General features: G+C 70.1%; 17 protein-coding genes. 9 read left to right on the top strand and 8 right to left on the bottom strand.

Translation table 11 applies throughout. The annotated features are described in order from the left end of the window. The first annotated feature begins 230 nt into the window (after positions 1–230). Together AB3X52_RS12605 and AB3X52_RS12600 are read left to right on the top strand one after the other, a co-directional pair. Positions 231–1,292 (top strand): winged helix DNA-binding domain-containing protein, encoded by a 1,062-nt coding sequence (locus tag AB3X52_RS12605; RefSeq protein ID WP_367994436.1) that lies wholly within the window; start codon positions 231–233, stop codon positions 1,290–1,292. 49 nt (positions 1,293–1,341) lie between these two features. After that, entirely contained in the window at positions 1,342–2,118 is a 777-nt protein-coding gene (locus tag AB3X52_RS12600) for an SDR family oxidoreductase (RefSeq protein ID WP_367994435.1), read from the top strand. On the opposite strand, the gene AB3X52_RS12595 is transcribed toward AB3X52_RS12600, so the two are convergent. Further along, positions 2,092–2,616 (bottom strand): 2'-5' RNA ligase family protein, encoded by a 525-nt coding sequence (locus AB3X52_RS12595; protein WP_367994434.1) that lies wholly within the window; start codon positions 2,614–2,616, stop codon positions 2,092–2,094. The two genes, AB3X52_RS12600 and AB3X52_RS12595, sit on opposite strands and share 27 nt — an antisense overlap. A 115-nt stretch (positions 2,617–2,731) precedes the next feature. Between AB3X52_RS12595 and AB3X52_RS12590 the strand changes: the two genes are divergently transcribed. After that, entirely contained in the window at positions 2,732–4,090 is a 1,359-nt protein-coding gene (locus AB3X52_RS12590) for a TIGR00366 family protein (protein ID WP_367994433.1), read from the top strand. Between the two features lie 117 nt (positions 4,091–4,207). Continuing rightward, a complete protein-coding gene (locus AB3X52_RS12585; RefSeq protein ID WP_367994432.1) occupies positions 4,208–4,726 on the top strand; it encodes a hypothetical protein in 519 nt (172 codons plus the stop codon). Positions 4,727–4,842: 116 nt separating this feature from the next. On the opposite strand, the gene AB3X52_RS12580 is transcribed toward AB3X52_RS12585, so the two are convergent. The 5 genes from AB3X52_RS12580 to AB3X52_RS12560 all read right to left on the bottom strand — a co-directional run bounded on the left by AB3X52_RS12580 (position 4,843) and on the right by AB3X52_RS12560 (position 10,114). Next, positions 4,843–5,046, bottom strand: coding sequence for a hypothetical protein (locus AB3X52_RS12580; RefSeq protein ID WP_367994431.1), 204 nt, complete (start codon positions 5,044–5,046; stop codon positions 4,843–4,845). Between the two features lie 230 nt (positions 5,047–5,276). Next, complete coding sequence (locus tag AB3X52_RS12575) at positions 5,277–6,581, bottom strand: lytic transglycosylase domain-containing protein (RefSeq protein WP_367994430.1); 1,305 nt, start codon at positions 6,579–6,581, stop codon at positions 5,277–5,279. Between the two features lie 196 nt (positions 6,582–6,777). Then, complete coding sequence (locus AB3X52_RS12570) at positions 6,778–8,274, bottom strand: HAD family hydrolase (RefSeq protein ID WP_367994429.1); 1,497 nt, start codon at positions 8,272–8,274, stop codon at positions 6,778–6,780. Next, positions 8,271–9,509, bottom strand: a complete 1,239-nt coding sequence (locus AB3X52_RS12565; protein ID WP_367994428.1) for a PucR-like N-terminal domain-containing protein — start codon at positions 9,507–9,509, stop codon at positions 8,271–8,273. Before AB3X52_RS12565 ends, AB3X52_RS12570 begins: the two co-directional genes overlap by 4 nt. 242 nt (positions 9,510–9,751) lie before the next feature. After that, entirely contained in the window at positions 9,752–10,114 is a 363-nt protein-coding gene (locus AB3X52_RS12560) for a DUF6907 domain-containing protein (protein ID WP_367994427.1), read from the bottom strand. A gap of 138 nt (positions 10,115–10,252) precedes the next feature. Here AB3X52_RS12560 and AB3X52_RS12555 point away from each other — a divergent pair, with 138 nt between their 5' ends. Next, positions 10,253–10,582 (top strand): helix-turn-helix domain-containing protein, encoded by a 330-nt coding sequence (locus tag AB3X52_RS12555; RefSeq protein WP_367994426.1) that lies wholly within the window; start codon positions 10,253–10,255, stop codon positions 10,580–10,582. 23 nt (positions 10,583–10,605) lie between these two features. Here AB3X52_RS12555 and AB3X52_RS12550 read toward each other — a convergent pair whose 3' ends face one another. Then, positions 10,606–10,941 (bottom strand): DUF6907 domain-containing protein, encoded by a 336-nt coding sequence (locus AB3X52_RS12550; RefSeq protein WP_367994425.1) that lies wholly within the window; start codon positions 10,939–10,941, stop codon positions 10,606–10,608. 416 nt (positions 10,942–11,357) lie between these two features. Between AB3X52_RS12550 and AB3X52_RS12545 the strand changes: the two genes are divergently transcribed. Further along, positions 11,358–12,524: a helix-turn-helix domain-containing protein gene (locus tag AB3X52_RS12545; RefSeq protein WP_367994424.1), complete on the top strand. Its 1,167-nt coding sequence runs from the start codon at positions 11,358–11,360 to the stop codon at positions 12,522–12,524. A 54-nt stretch (positions 12,525–12,578) separates the two neighbouring features. Here AB3X52_RS12545 and AB3X52_RS12540 read toward each other — a convergent pair whose 3' ends face one another. Next, on the bottom strand, positions 12,579–13,208 hold the full coding sequence (locus tag AB3X52_RS12540; protein WP_367994423.1) for a hypothetical protein: 630 nt from the start codon (positions 13,206–13,208) through the stop codon (positions 12,579–12,581). 271 nt (positions 13,209–13,479) lie between these two features. Here AB3X52_RS12540 and AB3X52_RS12535 point away from each other — a divergent pair, with 271 nt between their 5' ends. From AB3X52_RS12535 to AB3X52_RS12525, 3 genes are all read left to right on the top strand, one after another. Then, positions 13,480–14,478 carry a hypothetical protein gene (locus tag AB3X52_RS12535; protein WP_367994422.1) on the top strand — a complete coding sequence of 333 codons (999 nt, stop codon included), beginning with the start codon at positions 13,480–13,482 and terminating at the stop codon, positions 14,476–14,478. Between the two features lie 176 nt (positions 14,479–14,654). Then, positions 14,655–16,487 carry a hypothetical protein gene (locus AB3X52_RS12530; RefSeq protein WP_367994421.1) on the top strand — a complete coding sequence of 611 codons (1,833 nt, stop codon included), beginning with the start codon at positions 14,655–14,657 and terminating at the stop codon, positions 16,485–16,487. A 216-nt stretch (positions 16,488–16,703) separates the two neighbouring features. Next, positions 16,704–17,008 (top strand): hypothetical protein (locus tag AB3X52_RS12525; protein ID WP_367994420.1); only part of this gene is annotated, 305 nt, incomplete at its 3' end.

Below are 17,008 nucleotides of genomic sequence, written 5' to 3'. Positions count from 1 at the left end.
GCCTGAGGTGTCGGATCTCGGCCGGAGATCGGGTGCCGTGATCGAACCGGCGTCCGAAGGGAACCGGCGCGCGAGGCCCTCAGCTCGGCACCGCGCGTGTGCCGCGTTGACCGATCGATCGGTCAACGGCTGGGCCACGTCGTCGGCGAGAAGCTGGTCGGCGCGGAGCGCGCGGCTCGGTGGTCGCGACGAGCATGCCCGGTTGGCGAGCGGGGACGTACGGTGCGGGCATGACCATCGAGCTCACGCCGGCCAACGCGCGGCGGCTGCGCTGGCGGGCGCAGCTCCTCGGCGGCTCGGACCTCGGCCCGTCCGCCGTGGTCGACCGTGCCGTGGCGCTGCAGGGGCAGGATCTGCCGGCCGTCCTCGCGGCGATCGCGATCCGGTCGCGTCCCGGGACGACCGTCGCCGACGTACGCGCCGCCTTCGACGCCGGCGAGCTGGTGCGGTCGTGGCCGATGCGCGGGACGCTCTTCGCGACCACGCCGACGCGGCTCGCCGCGCTGCTGCACTTCACTGCGGAGCGGACCCACCGGGCCGCCGTACGACGCCGGGAGCGGCTCGGTCTCGACGACGCCGTCCTGGCCCGGGCGCGCGACGTGCTGCACGAGGCGCTGCTGGAGCGTCCGCTGCGGCGGGCGGAGGCCCTGGCGTGCTGGGAGAAGGCCGGGATCGAGACCGCGGCCGGCCGCGGCTACCACCTGCTCATGCACCTCGCGGTCGACGGGCTCGCTCATTGGGGTGCCTTCGACGACACCGGCGCGGAGCAGCTGCTGACACTCACGGCGACGCCATCGCTCGAGGACCCCGACGCCGCGCTCGCCGGGCTCGCTGATGTCGTCCGCGGCTTCGTCGCCGCCCGGGGGCCGGTCACCGAGGCGGACCTGGCCTGGTGGACGAAGCTGCCGAAGGCGACGCTGCGTCGCGCGCTGACGACGGTCGGCGACCTCGTCGAGGTGCGGGTCGACGGCGCTTCGGCCTGGGTCGCGGGCGAGCCCGCGGTTCCCGACCCGACCGGTGTCACGCTGGTGCCGGGCTTCGACGAGTGGATCCTCGGCTACGCCGACCGGTCGCTCGTCGCGAGCCCGTCCGCGCTCGAGGCGCTCGTCCCCGGCGGCAACGGGGTCTTCCGCCCGGCCGTGCTCGTCGACGGCGTCGTGGTCGGCACCTGGCGTGCGTCCCGCTCCTCCTCGCGTACGACGCCGGAGCCGTCCGTCACGCTGGTGGAGAAGGTCTCCGCGTCGACCCGCCGGCTGATCGACCGCGCCGTCGCGACCTGGACGCACGGCTGAGCAGGTCTGCGGCGTTCGACTGGGACGCCACGCCGCTAGCATCGATCGCGTGGAGTCGACGACGGGTGGGCCGATCGTGAAGAAGCGCCGTCTGGCCGTCGCCGGCGCTACCGGGCTGATCGGGTCACAGGTGACGCGCCTCGCCCGGGACGCCGGGCATGAGGTGATCGCCCTCAGCCGGACCACGGGCGTCGATCTCACCGATCCCGCTTCGATCGGCGACCGCCTCGACGGCGTCGACGCCGTCATCGACGTCACCCGGTCGCCCTCGATGGACGAGCAGGCGGCGGTCGCATTCTTCACCACGGTGGCGGCGAACCTCGGCGCCGCGGCCCGCGCTGCCGGCGTACGACGCACCGTCGTGCTCTCCATCGTGGGGATCGACGAGAGCCAGGGCTACGGGTGGTACGTCGCCACTCTGGCGCACGAACGCGCCACCCGCGAGCATGCGCCGGGCGTCCGCGTCTTGCGCGCCACTCAGTTCCACGAGTTCCCGGGCCAGGTGCTGGAGCGCTCCCGGAGCGGGGACCGTGCGCAGATCATGGACATGCCCACCCAGCCGGTGGCGTCGGCCGAGGTGGCGAGGCTGCTGGTCGAGATGGCGACGGACGATGGTGACGGTGATCTCGAGCTTGCCGGCCCGCGGAGGGAGAACCTCATCGACCTGGTGCGCCGGCTGGTCGCCCTCCGTGGCGAGCACCTCGAGCTCGTGGCCGTGCCCGCGCCGGCCAGCATGGCCGGCGGGTCGGTGCTCCCCGGACCGGGAGCGTTGGTCAGAGGCGTGGACTGGGAGACGTGGTCACGGGACGTGCGGCAACGGCCATAGCTCGCCGGTCGAGCTGTCGATGAGCGCCGCCCGGTCGACCGGCAGCGGCACGGGTACGGCGTCCGCGACCGCGCCGGTGACGGTTCTCAGATCGCCGGCGGCGGCCCGGGTGGCGAGCGAGACGTGCGGGAGCCAGGCGCCGGGCAGGTAGTGCCGGTGCACCAGGGCGCCGGTTTCCGAGAGCGCGCGGATCACCGCCTCCTGTCGCGCCATCACGGACGCGGGCAGCGCCGGCGCCAGCGCCACCCGGCCCCGCGGGAACACGACCGCGCCCTGTCCGGAGAGCGTGAAGCCACCCCCGTCCGGCAGTGTGGTCACCGCCTGGCGTACGGCGTCGAGGTCCCACTCCAGCAGCACCGCGTAGGAGAGATGGGGGACGTGGTGACCGTGGGTGTGGCTCTGGAGCGTGCCGATGCCGTGCTCCTCGAGCCTCGACCAGAGGTTGCGGATCAGCAGGTCGCCGCGGCGGTCGAAGAGCAGACACACCGCGAGAGCCATGGCTCCAGCGTGACGGGTGCATGTCGTCGACGAAAGCCCGGTTCGGCGGCTCGGGCCCGCTCATGCGACGCTCTTCCATCGTGAAACGATCCATTCCCACGTCTCGGGAGGCGCGATGAAGCGCTTCACCAACGCCTGTGTCCGCTACGTCGAGCGGCTGATGCCCGACCCGTTCCTGCTCGCCCTGATCCTCACGGTCATCAGCGTGGTCGTGGTCTTCGCCGTGGTCCCGCACGCGACGCCGTCCGGCGTCACCGACGCGTGGTTCTCCGGCGTCTGGGGCGAGAACAACATCTTCGCCTTCGCGTTCGAGATGGTGCTCGTCCTGGTCACCGGTCACGCGCTGGCCGAGGCGCCGGTCATCCGTCGCGGTCTCGAGTGGCTGGCCGCGCGGCCCGCGACTCAGGTCCAGGCGGCGCTGCTGTGCTTCGGCGTCGCGCTCGTGTGCTCGTTCCTCAACTGGGGCCTCGGCCTGGTGAGCGGCGCGCTGCTGGCGCGCCACATCGCCCGCCGGTTGAAGGGCATCCACTTCGGCTACCTGATCGCCGCGAGCTACACCGGCTTCATCGTCTGCAACAGCGGCCTCTCGGCCTCGGTCGCGCTTGCCAACACCGACCCGAAGAGCCCGCTCGACGTCGTACACACGGCGACCGGGCACACGTTGAGCCTGTGGCGGCAGATCGGCCAGCCGTCCAACCTGGTGCCGGTGGTCGTGCTCGCCATCGCGATCCCGTTCCTGCTCGCCCGGATGGTGCCCGACCACGAGCTGGCGCCCGACCCAGCCATCTTCGAGGAGGACGAGCCGGCGGCCGTCCACGAGCGCAGCGGCTTCGCCGGTGCGGTGGAGCGCTTCCGTCCGCTGAGCCTGCTGCTCGTCGCCGCGGGCGCGTACGCGTTCTACCTCTACCACTTCAAGCTCGACGTCGGCAGTCTCGTCATGGTCTTCACCCTCATCGGGGTGCTGTTGCACGGCACGCCGATCAGGTACGTTCGGGCCTTCACCGCCGCCGCGCGCTCGGTCGGCCCGATGGTGCTGCAGTTCCCCCTCTACGGCGGCATCATCGCGCTCCTCGGCTACGCCCCCGCGGCGGACGTTCACTCCCTCGCGGTCCGGATCGCCGACGGCATCGTCTCGGGCGCGAACGCCACGACGCTGCCGTTCTTCAACTTCCTCGCCTCGGTGGTCATCACCCTCTTCGTGCCCTCCGCGGGTGGGCACTGGGGTGTCCAGGGGCCGGTGGCGGTGAACGCCGCGCTGGCGATGCACCAGAGCTCGCCGGGCTACCTGTCGAAGATCGCCATGTCGGTGGCGGCGGGCGAGTCGGTCACCAACATGATCCAGCCGTTCTGGCTGCTGCCCGTCCTCGCCCTCGCGAAGCTGCCGCTGCGGCAGGTCATGGGCTACACGGTCGTCATGTTCCTGGTGGGGTTGGTCGTCTACGGGGCGTCGTTCCTGCTGATCCCCGCGCTGTGACGGAGCGCCCCGTCCCTCGGGGGACGGGGTCGCCCTCCGTTTCGTCGTCGACCACGACCGAGCATGGTCGCGAAAACCCGATTGCCCCGCCCGAGCCGGCGCCCCGAGGATGAGCCCGTGCCCGATGCCGCTGCCCTGCTCCAGGCGTACGACGACCAGCTCCGGACCGAGGCCGAGACGCCGAGCGCGTTGGCGGTGACCCGGCTCGGGCCGCTCCGGCTGGCGACGTTCGCCGGCGGACGTGGCTTCATCACCTACCGGGACCTCGGTGGCGCGGATGCCGACGAGATCAGGCGGCTGGTGGCGGCCGGCCGGGCGCACTTCGAGGCGGACCCGGAGATCACGCGGGTGGAGTGGAAGACGCGCGGTCACGATCGCGCGCCCGGCCTCGCGGAGGCGTTGGCGGCGTACGCCTTCGTCCCCGAGGAGCCGGAGTCGATCATGATCGGCGAGGCCGCCCTCCTCGCCGTGGACGTGCCGCTCCCCGCCGGTGTCACGCTGCGCCGGGTGAGCGCCGAGGCGGACGTGCGCGCGATGACCGCGATGCAGGACGTGGCCTTCGGCGACTCGTTGGCCGACGAGATGGCCGAGGCGATGTTGCGGCGGCTGGCGCGCGACGACGGGATGGAGCTGTGAGTCGCGGAGGCCGACGGCCAGGTCGTCAGCGCGGGCCGGCTCGAGCCCGTCGCCGGGACGACGTTCGGCGGCATCTGGGGCGGCGCGACGCTCCCGGAGTGGCGGGGCCGGGGCATCTATCGCGCGCTGACCGCAGCGCGCGCCCGGTCGGCGCTCGCGCTCGGGAAGAGGCTGATCCACAGCGACTCGACGGAGTTCTCCTGGCCGATCCTGGAGCGCTCCGGCCTGGTCAGGGTGAGCACCACGACGCCGTACACGTGGCGGCGCTGACGCGGTCCACGGACGTCGAGGTCGCCCTCGCCGCGGCCACGGTCCGCCACGGGCGCGCCGCGGTCTGCGGCGATAGCTATCGGGACGGTCGCGGGGCACGTTGACCGAACGTTCGATCAAACGCCTGGGCACCTGGTCGACGGGTCGTGCGTGCCCGCGCGGAGCACGGTGCCTCGGTCGATCGCAACGCGGACAGTCGATGAGCGGACACACCGTGAGGACCAGGGCTCCGGCGTGACGCTCGTGTGCCGGAGGGCAGGGCTCCGGGCTCGTGGGGCTCTCACTCCTCCATCGACGGCGTGACAGCGTCCGCCGTGGGGGAGGCCGCAGGCGACGATGCTGGGTCGCTGGGGGACGGCGACGGCTCGGCCGGAGTCGGGTCGGCCGCAGGCGGCTCGTCGGGTCCGGTGAGGCCGTCGACATCATCGGCCAGCGCGGCGACGACATCGGCGACCTTCGCCCGGGCGTCGTCCAGCGTCTGTCCGCTGAGCTGGGTGGCGCACTCGGCGACCGCCTGCGTCCGGGCCTCCGCGGTGGCGTCGGGGTAGGTCGCGTCCACCTGGTCGCCGCAGAGCGCGCCGAGGTCGGCGGCTGAGGCGGCCGGCGGCGGTGTCGCGGTGGGGCTCTGAGCGCTCGGCTGTTCGCTGGGCCCGGTCGTCGTCTGCGCGGTGGTGCCGGTGGAGCTCGGCCCCGCGTCGTCGTGGCTTCGGATCGTGCCGACCTGATGGGGCTGTGTCGCCGTGTAATGCGGGTGCGCCGCGTGATGGCTGTGGGGCGACTTCTGGTCGTGGGGGTTCGCGGTGGCCGTGGGGTCGAGTGTGGTGACATCGACGGCGGGCAGGGCGCGGAGCGAGACCGGCAGCGTGCTGCCGGAGCGGTAGGCGGCCGCGATGGCGAGCACCCGGGCGACGTACGCCTGGCTGTGGTTGTAGCGGAGCACGGCGACCTGCTGGCCGGCGGTCGTGGCGAGGTCGTCGTCGCCGGAGCAGAGGTAGACCGCGGCGGCGAGGGCGGCGTCATTGAGGTCCTGGGGATTGCGGCGGCCGTCGCCGTTGGCGTCGACGCCGACGAGAGCCCAGGTGGACGGGATGAACTGCATCGGACCGAGGGCGCGGTCGTAGCGCCGGTCGTGGTCGTAGGAGCCGCCATCGGTGTCAGCGACGCGCGCGGCCCCGCGCTTGCCGTCGAGTCGCGGTCCGTAGATTCCGGGCTTCGCGACGCCCTCCGGGGTGAGGGTGTTGCCGTGGGCGCTCCCGTGGTGGGACTCCACCTCCCCGATCGCGGCCAGCAACTGCCAGTCGAGGTGGCAATCGTGGTCGGCCTCATCGATCACCGTCGCGGCGCGCTGGTAGGCCGCCAGCGCGACCACAGGGATGGCGGTCGTGGAGGGGAGGGAGTCGCTCAGCGCGGGCCGGGTCGTCGTGACCGCGGCGCTGGCGCCGGGGCCTCCGGTCGGTGCTCGCACGCTCGAGACGCTGACCGGACTCTCGGGCGCCTGGCTCGGCACCGTGGTGCCATCCGGCAGGACCGACACGCCGGCGCCCTGGGTCAGGAGCTGACTCGGCTCCGCGGTCGGTGCGGTCACGGCGTGGATCGTCCAGGCGGCGGACAGCATGGCCAAGGGCGCCAGGGCGGTGGCTCTGTTGAGCCGGCGGCGTCGCGTCATCCCGAGTCACATCCTCACTCCGCACCTCGTCGTGCGGCGTCCACGATCAAGCCACCCCGCGAGGCGAGTCACAAGGCGTGGTCGTGGATCGGAGGCCGTGACCAGCAGGTTCTTGTCACACGCGTGACAAGGCCGGAGCCGCCAGTCGCGGCAGCTTGGTCGTGTGACTGATGCCCAGGACCAGTCCCATCCCGAGGAGGGCGGCGACGGCGGCGAGCCACGGGACCAGCACCCCGGACGCGGCGAGCGCCACCATCGCGGCGTGCCAGGCCAGCGCGATCCGGGCGCAGAGCTGAACTTCGCGGGCAGCGTCGCGGCACAGACCGACGGCCCGGGCGGCGGAGACGATGTCGCAGCGTTCGAGTGAGATCCGGTCACTCTGGGGTCCGAGCACGAGGGCCGCTCTGCGTGCCGTCGGGCCGAGAACGGCGACCCGAGCGCCCTCGTCAGACCGTTGCGCCATGACCTGGGCGAGCGGCGGCCGGAGAGTGGATTCGATGCCGACCTGGCCGGTGATGGCCTGCGCCCGTGCCATCGGGGCGTCCGTCACGAGCACGGGCTCGACTCCCATCGCGCGCAGAGCGGCCACGGCCTCGCCGGAGCCATCACGGACGGTGTCCACGACACTGATCGTTCCGAGCACTCGGGCGTCGACTTCGACCGCAACGGTCTGCGTGGCGCCGTCGGGCGGAGCATCCGGCAGGCCGAGCCAGTCGGGACTGCCGACCCGTACCGGATGACGGTCGACAGAGCCGCTGATGCCGAGGCCGGCGTGTTCGCGGACATCGCTGAGGTTCCCCCGTCCGGCGAGCTTGGCGATGGCCCGTCCGACGGGATGGTCGGACGCGTGCGCGAGGGCTCCGGCGAACCAGCGCAGGTTGCGCAGGTGGGTCTCGTCGAGCGGGTCGACGGACGAGACGTGCTTGCCCTCGACGAGCGTCGTGAGACCGTCGAGGACCAGCGTGTCGACGGCGAGCGCGGCAGGGAGAGCCGCGGTGTGGTGCAACTGGATCCCCGCCTCGTCGCCGCGTCGAGCGGCGAGCCGCAGTGGTGCCCCCAGCGCGACGGCGAGCGCGCCCGGGGCACCGGCGGCGAGGACTGCGACGGTGGCGGCGTACGCACTGATTCCGTCGCTCGTCCACCCACGGATGAGCAGCGTCGCGCCGGCGACGGCCAGCAACGCGGGCGCATACCAGCGCGGCCAGGGCGGTCGGCCGGCGATGCCGGCGGCAGCACTACTGACCGTGGCGCTGCAGATTGCGACGAGAGCGACGAGGGCCGCGGCGACGAAGGCCGCCGGTGGGCGGTGGCCGAGCGCCGCCGTCCACGCCAGCGCATACGACGCGGTGCCGGCGATCAACGTCAACGACTCCGTCCTCAGCCACTCGCGCGGTCGGCGAAGCGCGACGGCGCAGCCGAGGGCGACGGTGTCCAAGGCGAGGGCCGCCCACCGCCACCCGTCGCCCCGAAGGGCGGGGGCCAGGCTCCAGGCCGCCAGTGCGAGGGCCACGCCAAGGCCGAGCGCCAGACACAGCCGTGCGAGCCAGGGCCGCAGCCTCCACGTCGCGTCGCAGGATCCGGCCGCCTCTGTCGCAGCCGGGGCAGTGGTCACGCCATCTCCTCGTTCCAGTACCGCTCGAAGTCGCTCTGGTCGCCGGCCACCCACAGCGGGACGCTGGCTTTGAGCACCATGGTCAACTGCACCACGAACTCGGGGTCTCTGAGTGCTTCTCCGAAGAGTTCGTTGATGCGTCGCCACCGATAGCGCACGGTCTGCGGGTGCACGCCCAGGACGGCGGCGATCGCAGGCGCGCTATCCCGTGTCTCGAGCCAGACGAGAAGGGTCTCGGAGAGGATCTCGCGCGAGTTGGGGGTTTCGGCAAAAAGCGGGCTGAGGAGCTCTTGTGCCAGTTGGCGCCTGAGCGCGGGCTCCGCGTGGAGCCAGAGGTGCGTGCGGTATTTCGCGCAGTCGACGACCTGCTGGCGGGGGATCGCCCCGGCGTCGACGAGCTCGAGCGCTCGCGTCGCCCAGCGGAAGGCGGCGCCGGCGTCGGCGAGCTCGACCGGCCAGCTCTGTGCGACCCGCACGCCGCGCCCGAGGCCGCGGAGCTGATCGACGACCGGCGCGGTGTGCTCGGCGGGAGTGAGGTAGAGCGCCGGCGTCGCCGCAGTATCGGTGAGCACCTTGCCCTCGAAGACTTCGGTGTCGGGCCAGGTCGCGTCGGTGTTGTCGGCGGTCGCGGCAATCGCGACGACGCGGGCGGGCAGCGGCCAGCCGGCGAGACCCGCCCGGTGGTGAACGGTCGCGAGGTCGGCGTCGTCGCGGAGCGCCTGCATCAGGAGGCTGCGGTTGACCCCGACGTCGCGCTCTCGGGCACGCTCCGCCATGAGGCGACCCGCGTCGGCCTGGCCCGCGAGGTGGTGGATGAAGGCGCCGAGGTCGTCGCCCAGCCGGCCGAGAGTGCTGGCGGGAAGACCGGCGGCCACGACGGTCGACTGCAGTCCGCGCCATCCCTCCCGAGCGGCGATGCCGAGGGCTTCGCGGAGGGCGTCGAGGTCGTGGCCCTCACTCGCCTCTCCATAACCCATCCGTCGGAAGAGGTCGTCCACGCCGGCGGTGGAGAGTCGTCGCCCGCCGAGCGATCGGATGAAGACTCGGGCCGACTCGGCGACCGCCATGGAGATCAGTCGTTGTCGGCGGCCGTCCGCCGGCCCGGCGTACGCCTCGATCTCGGCCTGCACCCGTCGGGTCACCCGCTCGGCGAAGGCAGGCACGGAGGCTTGGAGCTGCTGCGTGATCTGCGGTGGCAGCGCGGTCTGCGGAACCTCGACACCGGCCTGACTCATCGGACGCCCGCCTGGGCCGGTGGGTGGCTTCTGGTCATCACTCGCTCCCTCCCCGGGTGTGTCGGACATCACACTCCCATTCGCCGGCTGAGTCGAGTCGGATCGCCGAGACGTGGCTCGCCTACCGGGTTTTGGAGTCTGCTCTGGCCGGGACAGCACGGCAAGAGCGGTGGCGCGCGACTGTGGATAGCCCACTTCTATGTGGTGATTTCTTATGACGCAGGTGACAAACCCGGGCGGCTTCAGCTTTCGCTGTGGCGCGCGAGTTGCGCGGCAAGGCCGCGCTCCAGCAACTGGGCCGACTCGACGGTGAGGACCAACCTCGGCTCGCGTCGCTCAGCAGGCTCGATCGCCACCCATGCGACGACGTCGTCGACGTACTGACAGACCCTGGCGAGCATGTCGATCCCCTCAAACGAGTCCATGATCGGCGTCGTCGCATGGGTGCTGACGATCGCGGGAAAGAAGGTTGGCTCGCTCTGGTGATAACGGTCCTCGGGGTGGTCGCCCTCCTCGTGGACACGCGCGCACCACTGCGGGCAGGGCGTTCGCTGCCAGCTCGGCTGGGCCTTCTCGTCGGCCGGCCGGTCCTCCGGTCTGTTCATCGGGCCGCCTCCAGCATGAGTCCGTGTGGTGGCCGTGGTGGCCGCGCCCTCGACGATAGGGAGACGGACCGACGGTTCGACCCGCTGCGCGACCGTTGTCCACAGCACGCCACTTCATACGCAGATTGCCATATTGGTATGGCCATCTTCGTAAGCCGGCACCACCACGATGGCAATATGCCGGACCACGTGCACGAGTACGGTCGCCTCACCGTCGACGAGTTTGCTCGACTGGTTGGGCACAACTTGGCGAGCGCGCGTCAAGCCAAGGGCCTGAGCCAGGAACACGTCGCGCGCATGGTCGGCATCGCGGGATACACGTATCAGAAGTACGAGAAGGGCGAGTCGCGGCCCGGCGCGCCGATGAACCCTCAGATGGGCACGCTGCTCGCTCTTTGCCAGGTGCTCGACGTCGAGCTGGCGGAGCTGCTCCCGAAGCCTTGGCCGGACTTCACTGCTGGCCGCTGACGCGGCGGCGTATCACCCGTCGGTCACCCGGCCGCATGATGGGCGAGCATCTCCTTGACGCGCTGCGCGAGCCGGCTCGCCGACTCGGCGGTGAGCACGATCCGGGGGACGGTGAGCTCGATCGGCTCGATGGCGACCCAGTCGACGATCTCCCCGCTGAATCGCCCGACCCGCAGGGTCAGGTCGACCGTCTCGAAGTTGTTGTGGTGCGGCTCGTCGGGCCGGGTGCTCATCGCCACTGACAACGACGCGGGCGGCCCTTGGTGGTAGCGATCGAGCGCGATGTCGTCCTCGCCATGCTCGCGGATGCACCACAACGGACAGGGCTCGCGCTGCCATGAAGGCTGGAGTCCGGGCATGTTTCCTCCGGGGCCGGGTGCGTCGTTGGCGGTGCTGTGTCAACGCATGGCGGGGGCCTCGAGTTACCACCCCGAGAGGGTGCTCATTCTGATATGGCCATACGCATATGGGCATCACAATGGGCATCGAGCTGGGTTGACGTCGAGAGTGTGGTTGCGGTCCATCCCAGCGTAGGTCGGTTCTCTTGTCACGCAGGTGACAAGAACCTGTGGATGAAGCGTGTCTGGTGCGCATCTTCCGGGACAGAGCGGACTCTGTTGTGTCTACATCGTGGTGGCGAGCCCGACGCCCGATCGAGCACTACTCCGGGCCCACCGGAGGAACGATGAGTCCATCTCGGCGAGAGCCGTTCGACACCGATGTCGGCGGTGTGGTGGTGCCGCGTGCGCGGAGTCAGCTCGGGAGGACTCTGGGTGTGCCTCGACTGCCGCCGACGCTGGTTGAGAGGTTGCATCGGGCGAGTCACCAACTACCGGATCGGATCGCCGTGCGCGTTCGAGTGGGGGTTCTTGCCTTCGGTGGCCCGCGTCGCGGGCAGTTGCATCGGATGGTGCGGGATGCGGCGAGCGTCGCGATCGACCGGTTCTTCCGCATCGGCTCAGGCGATCATGCTGCCATCGCGGAGATCGAGGAGTATTTCCGAGGTTTGGGGCGGGCCGAGGCCTTGGCGGGCGCGGACCCGCGGCGGATCGAGGCCTCGATCCACATTGCGAACACGACGGTATGCGAGGCGCTCCAGGTCCTGACCGCCCGCGAGGACCTGCGCGGGCAGGTGGTCGCGGAACTCGCCCGTGGCATCGCGGAGTACCTCGTGCATCTCGCCCGCTTCGTCGACTGCGGCTTCCATGGCGCGAGAAGCGCCCATGACGATCGTCGCCGTGAGCTGCTGTCGGCCCTTCTGAAGCTCGCTGCGCCGGATGACGCCTGCCGTCTCGCGGAGGGCGCCGGATGGTCACCGCCACCGCGGGTGGTCGTGCTGGTCGCGCAGGCCTACGGCGACGTGGTACGGGCGTCTGGCGTCCTTCCTGCCGGGGTGCTTGACGCCCGCATCGGCGATCAGCTCGTGGTGGTGAGTGACGAGCGAGATGTCGAGCTCGTGCGTCGGATCCTGCTGCGGACGAGCCCGCGAGTGTTGGTTGCCGAGTCGTGGCCCATGCCGGTCGCTCACACCCGCGACGGTTATCGCTGGGCCCGAGCTGCGCTCGCGCTGGTGGCCCGGGGGAGAATCCGGTCCGCAGGGCGGATCGTGCGGTGCGCCGATCACCGGGTCGAGCTATGGCTGGAGGCGGATGCGTCGCTGACGCGGAGCGTCAGCGACGAGGTGCTCGCGCCACTGGCAGAGGAGAAGGCAAGCCAGCAGTACGTCTTGGCCGAGACCCTGCTGGGATGGCTGGTGGTCAGCCAGAAGGCGCCGGCGCTGGCGGCTCACCTCGGCGTGCATCCCAAAACGGTCCGGTATCGGCTCAAGAAGCTGCGCAGGCTCTTCGGCGAGGCGTTGGACGATCCCGACCAGCGTCTCCTGTTGATCCTCTGTCTCAAGGTCACTTTGCCGACGTGGCGTGTCGAGCGGGGCCGGCGATAGCCGAAGGTGCGGTGCCGGACGAGCCGGCACCGCACTCCAGAGTTGACGGATCGATCAGGACAGGTAGATCGGAGCGCCTTCGGTCACGGTGAACGTGCCGACGAAGTCGGCGGTGTCACCGTTGTTCACCTGGTTGAGGCAGCCGATGGCGCTGCTGCGGTTGCCGAGGACCAGGTTGCCGGCAGTCTCGTTCATGTCGATCGTCTGGCTCGCCTCGTGGAAGGTGCCGTTCGCTGCACCGGTGACGTCGAAGGTGCAAGCGCCGCTGAGGATGCTCACATTGGCGTTGACATTGCGGACCTGGCCATCGATGTCGTCGGTGTTGCCGGAAGTGGCGGCGGAGGTGCCGTAGAGGTCCCAGGACGGGCTGTGGTTGGGCGTCACGTTGACCGGGAGGCCGCTGTAAGCACAGCCCTGCCAGGTCGAGCTGGTGATCGAGGCGACCGGGTTGACGCCGGTGCCGGTGTGGATGACGCCGCCGACGGTGACGTCGCTGCAGGTCATCACCCGATCGCCACCGGAGTTGTGCACGGTGAAGGTGATCGCGTCCGAGTGGGCGCTGAACGTCACGTCACCGCTGCTGACACCGTTGGCGGTCACCGCGTACGGCGGGCTGGCCATGGCCGGGGCGGCAAAGGCGACGAGGGCCGCGGCACCGGCGGCGACGGCTGAGTACTTCAACATCTGACTACTCCAATCCCTGGGACGAATCCGCGTGGTCACCGAGTGAGGGACGGGCCACGCGCTTGCAGATCTATGGCGTCACCGGCGCCGAGCGGTGGTCCAGCGGTGGTCGGCCGCCGCCGAAATGAGTGCGCTGGATTAGCACGCAGGTGACAATTCGCGGCGCGGATCCCCGGCTCCGGAGGTCATCCGCGAGAGAGTAGTGGTCACCGACGGCATTGCCTGTCACCGTGCGGCCATGAGCATGTGGCGAAGACACCGCCGATGGGTCGTGGCGGTCATCGGGCTTGTGCTGACGGCGGCCGCGCTGCCGGCGCGCGCCTACACCCCCTACCCGGGCGTCCACGAGCCGGACCATCCGGGAAGCTGGTACGGCGTCCAAGGCAACGGACTCTCGGAGGTCGCTCGTGCCCGAGAATGGGTGCGGCTCTCGGCGCAGGCGCTGATTGTGTCTGCGGCTTCGCTGGAGCCGACGTACTACCCCGCAGACGACCCCGAGCATCGGCAGTTCACCCAACCGATGTTGACCGAGGTGACCTTCTCGTCGCCGGCCCGCGCGAAGCACGGCTACGGCGAGGGGATACCGATCACGGTGCGCACGGCCGCCTTCGGGACGATCCCGGTGGAGGCGCAGGTGCAGATCGAGCAGCTCCGAGACGCTCAGGACGTTCCGGTCCCGTTGCTGCTCAGCACGTCGGAGACCGACTACCGCCAGCGGATCGAAATCCGTCCTGGCGTCTTTGATGCTCAGCACGAGGACGCCAGTCACCTTCGCGGGCAGGTGAAGGTGCGGGTGAACCGGATCGCCGTCGATGGCATCGACCTCCACCTGGCAGCCGGGTGCACGACCGGAGCGGTTGATCTTGTCGCGAGAGCCCAAGGCTTCTGGGCTAACGATCCCGAGAACGTGCCTGAGAAACAGGACCCACCGCTCGTCCCCGGCACCGCGGCAGCCGCCACCTGGATGGCGAAGCGAGGCCTCTTCAGCCTGGCCAACGGCGGTTCGCTGTCCGGCACCGTGACGATCCCGCCGTTCTCCGGCTGCCGCACCCGCACCGGCGAGGACGTCTCGCGTCTGCTCACCGCCGCCATCTCGGGGCCAGGAAACCGGGTGACCGTCGGCGCCGGAACGGTCAACGGCAACAAGTGCACCAGTTGGTTCCCCGGGACTCAGCTCGCCACGGGGCGGGCGCCGTACTCCGGAGATCCCTCGGACTGCGACCCGGACTACGGGCCACCGCAGCTCGACTATCCCATCGAGGCCGAATGAAGAGCGGGGATGTTGTCACCGTGGTGACAACATCCCCGCTCTCGTTCGGGTTGGTGCCCCGCTCCTCATGGACAGCCCGGCGCTCAGGTCGTGAACTTCGTGTGATCGAGGACACAGAGCCGTGAGTCCGCGAAGGAACCGGCTTGGGAGGGCGCCAAGCCCGAGAAGGAGAGACGATGTTGCGAATCGAAACGCGCCGATATCTGAGGGTGGGACTGGCCGCCTTCACGGGGCTGGCTGGTCTGGCGGTCTTGAATGGTCCGGCGCAGGCAACGACGCCGGTGCCGTTGTCAGCGGCCGGGTCGGTGGCGATCTGGGGTCCGGGCGACACCGGCGACGGCCTGCCGAGCCCGTCGCTCACCGAGGCCCAGGCCCGGGTGGCCTACACCAAGGTGGTCGCGAACGGGTTCTCCTCCGCGATCGGGCTCACCGCGGCAGGCAAGGTCGAGACCTTTGGCCAATCGATTTTCGGCGTCGCTCCGCCGGCTTCGCTCGCCAACCAGAGGGTGGTCGATATCGCCGGAGGACAGCAGGAGGACGGAGCCGCGGTCACCGCCGACGGTCATCTGGTCACCTGGGGCATGGGCAGCGAGGCGTGGCTGACCAACCTCCCGTCGGCGTCGGAGCTGACGAACCTCACCGCGATCAGCGTCGCGACGACTGAAGGGATCGCCGCAGCCGTCAAGTCCGACGGCAGCGTGATCGCCTGGGGGAAGCCGAACCCTGATCGCGGCCAGTTGAACGTGCCCGAGGGCCTCGCCGGAGTGGCCTCGGTAACGGTGACCGGCTCCAATATCTATGCCATCAAGTCGGATGGCACCGCCGTCGCCTGGGGCGACGATGCAAGCGGCCAGACCAACCTGCCGGCGGTGCTCACCGACACCGGCGACGACCTCGACGTGATCGATGTCGTCTCGAGCGGCAACAATGCCGTCGCGCTGCTCTCGGACCACTCGCTGGTCGCGTGGGGTTCGCAGACGGCGCCGGGCGAGAACAATGCCGTGCCCGCAGAGCTCGAGGGTAAGCAGGTCGCGGCGATCACCAATGCGTCCAATGCCTACGAGGCGGTTGACACCGACGGCAACTTCTATGTCTGGGGCGCGGGAGCTTCGGCGGTAGCGCCCAGCATGATCCAGCCGCCCGTCGGTGTCGATCCGGCGGACATCTCCTATCTAGCAGCCAACGACTACAACATGATGGCCGTATTCGAGGCCGTGCTGCCGGCCGCCAAACCGACGATCACGGGTTTGGCCAAGGTGGGTCAGACGTTGACCGCGACACTGGGGACGTTCTCAGGCGAGCCCGAGGAGATCACGGGGCAGTGGCTGCGGAACGGGTCGCCGATCTCGGGCGAGACGGGGGCGACGTACAAGATCGTCTCGGCGGACGCGGGGAAGAAGATCTCCTACCGCAGCACGGCCACCAAGGGTGAGGAGACCGCGAGCTCGGAGTCGGCAGCGGTGACGCCGAGCGCGGGGGCGGTGAGCGGTTCGAAGCCGACCATCTCGGGCACGGTGAAGGTCGGGCATCGGGTGAGCGTCAATCGGGGTCGCTGGACCTCCGGCACCAAGTTCGCGTACCGGTGGCTGCGCAACGGCAAGGCCATCAAGGGGGCGACCAGGTCGTCGTACACGCCGGTCGCTGCTGACGCCGGCAGGAGGCTGTCGGTGCGGGTGACCGGCACGAAGTCCGGCTACACGAGTGCGTCGAAGACATCGTCGGCAAGGACCGTCGCCAAGGGGACGTTGTCGGGCGCGAAACCGTGGATCAAGGGGAAGGCCAAGGTCGGGCAGAAGCTGACCGCCAAGCGCGGCCACTGGACGGCCGGCACCAAGATTCACTACCAGTGGTTCGCCAACGGCAAGAAGATCTGGCACGCCACCAAGGCGACGCTCAAGCTGACCAAGAAGTTCAAGGGCAAGAAGCTCGTGGTGAAGGTGACCGGTACCAAGTCCGGCTACAAGACGCTGGTCAAGGCCTCCAAGCCGACCGCGAAGGTCCGAAGGTAGGCAGCAGGTACTACCGAAACAGCAGGTGAACAGGGCTCCCGTCGCTCGTACGAGCGACGGGAGCCCTGTGGCGTGTTGAGCCGCCAAACGTCCACAAGGGCGACTCGCGCCGGTGGCTTCCTCAGCTCCGCCGGGAACGCCAGACGCTGACCGGCGTCGGCTTCTAGCGTCGTGGCATGCCATGCAGATGTGGCGCACACTGAAGAGGTGATGTCCGTGGATCTCGACACCTGGGTCTCAATCGCGGCGCTGGCTGCCGTGTTGCTGTCCTTCTACGGACTGCTCAGCCGCTCGATCGGTCAGCTCAGCCGACGGCTCGATGGCATGGACCAGAGTCTCGGCGCCACGCGAACCAGTCTTGAGGACAAGGTCGGGCACGTCGAGGCCACGCTTCGCAGCGACATCGTCCGGCTGGACGAGAAGGTGGACGCAACTCGGGTCGCTCTGGAGGAGCGGATCGGGAGCGTCGAGGTGGGGCTGCGTGGGGAGATCAGCGGTCTCGACCAGAAGATCGACGCCAC

This window comes from Nocardioides eburneus (genome assembly GCF_040838215.1).
Taxonomy (GTDB): Bacteria; Actinomycetota; Actinomycetes; order Propionibacteriales; family Nocardioidaceae; genus Nocardioides; species Nocardioides eburneus.
This window is presented reverse-complemented; position numbering and strand designations above follow the sequence as displayed.

What these genes read in the sequence shown, in the direction of transcription:
- AB3X52_RS12605 (WP_367994436.1), top strand. Translation starts at nt 231, where the DNA reads ATGACCATCGAGCTCACGCCGGCCAACGCGCGGCGGCTGCGCTGGCGG.
- AB3X52_RS12595 (WP_367994434.1), bottom strand. Translation starts at nt 2,616, where the DNA reads ATGGCTCTCGCGGTGTGTCTGCTCTTCGACCGCCGCGGCGACCTGCTG.
- AB3X52_RS12590 (WP_367994433.1), top strand. Translation starts at nt 2,732, where the DNA reads ATGAAGCGCTTCACCAACGCCTGTGTCCGCTACGTCGAGCGGCTGATG.
- AB3X52_RS12565 (WP_367994428.1), bottom strand. Translation starts at nt 9,509, where the DNA reads ATGAGTCAGGCCGGTGTCGAGGTTCCGCAGACCGCGCTGCCACCGCAG.
- AB3X52_RS12560 (WP_367994427.1), bottom strand. Translation starts at nt 10,114, where the DNA reads ATGAACAGACCGGAGGACCGGCCGGCCGACGAGAAGGCCCAGCCGAGC.
- AB3X52_RS12555 (WP_367994426.1), top strand. Translation starts at nt 10,253, where the DNA reads ATGGCCATCTTCGTAAGCCGGCACCACCACGATGGCAATATGCCGGAC.
- AB3X52_RS12550 (WP_367994425.1), bottom strand. Translation starts at nt 10,941, where the DNA reads ATGCCCGGACTCCAGCCTTCATGGCAGCGCGAGCCCTGTCCGTTGTGG.
- AB3X52_RS12540 (WP_367994423.1), bottom strand. Translation starts at nt 13,208, where the DNA reads ATGTTGAAGTACTCAGCCGTCGCCGCCGGTGCCGCGGCCCTCGTCGCC.
- AB3X52_RS12530 (WP_367994421.1), top strand. Translation starts at nt 14,655, where the DNA reads ATGTTGCGAATCGAAACGCGCCGATATCTGAGGGTGGGACTGGCCGCC.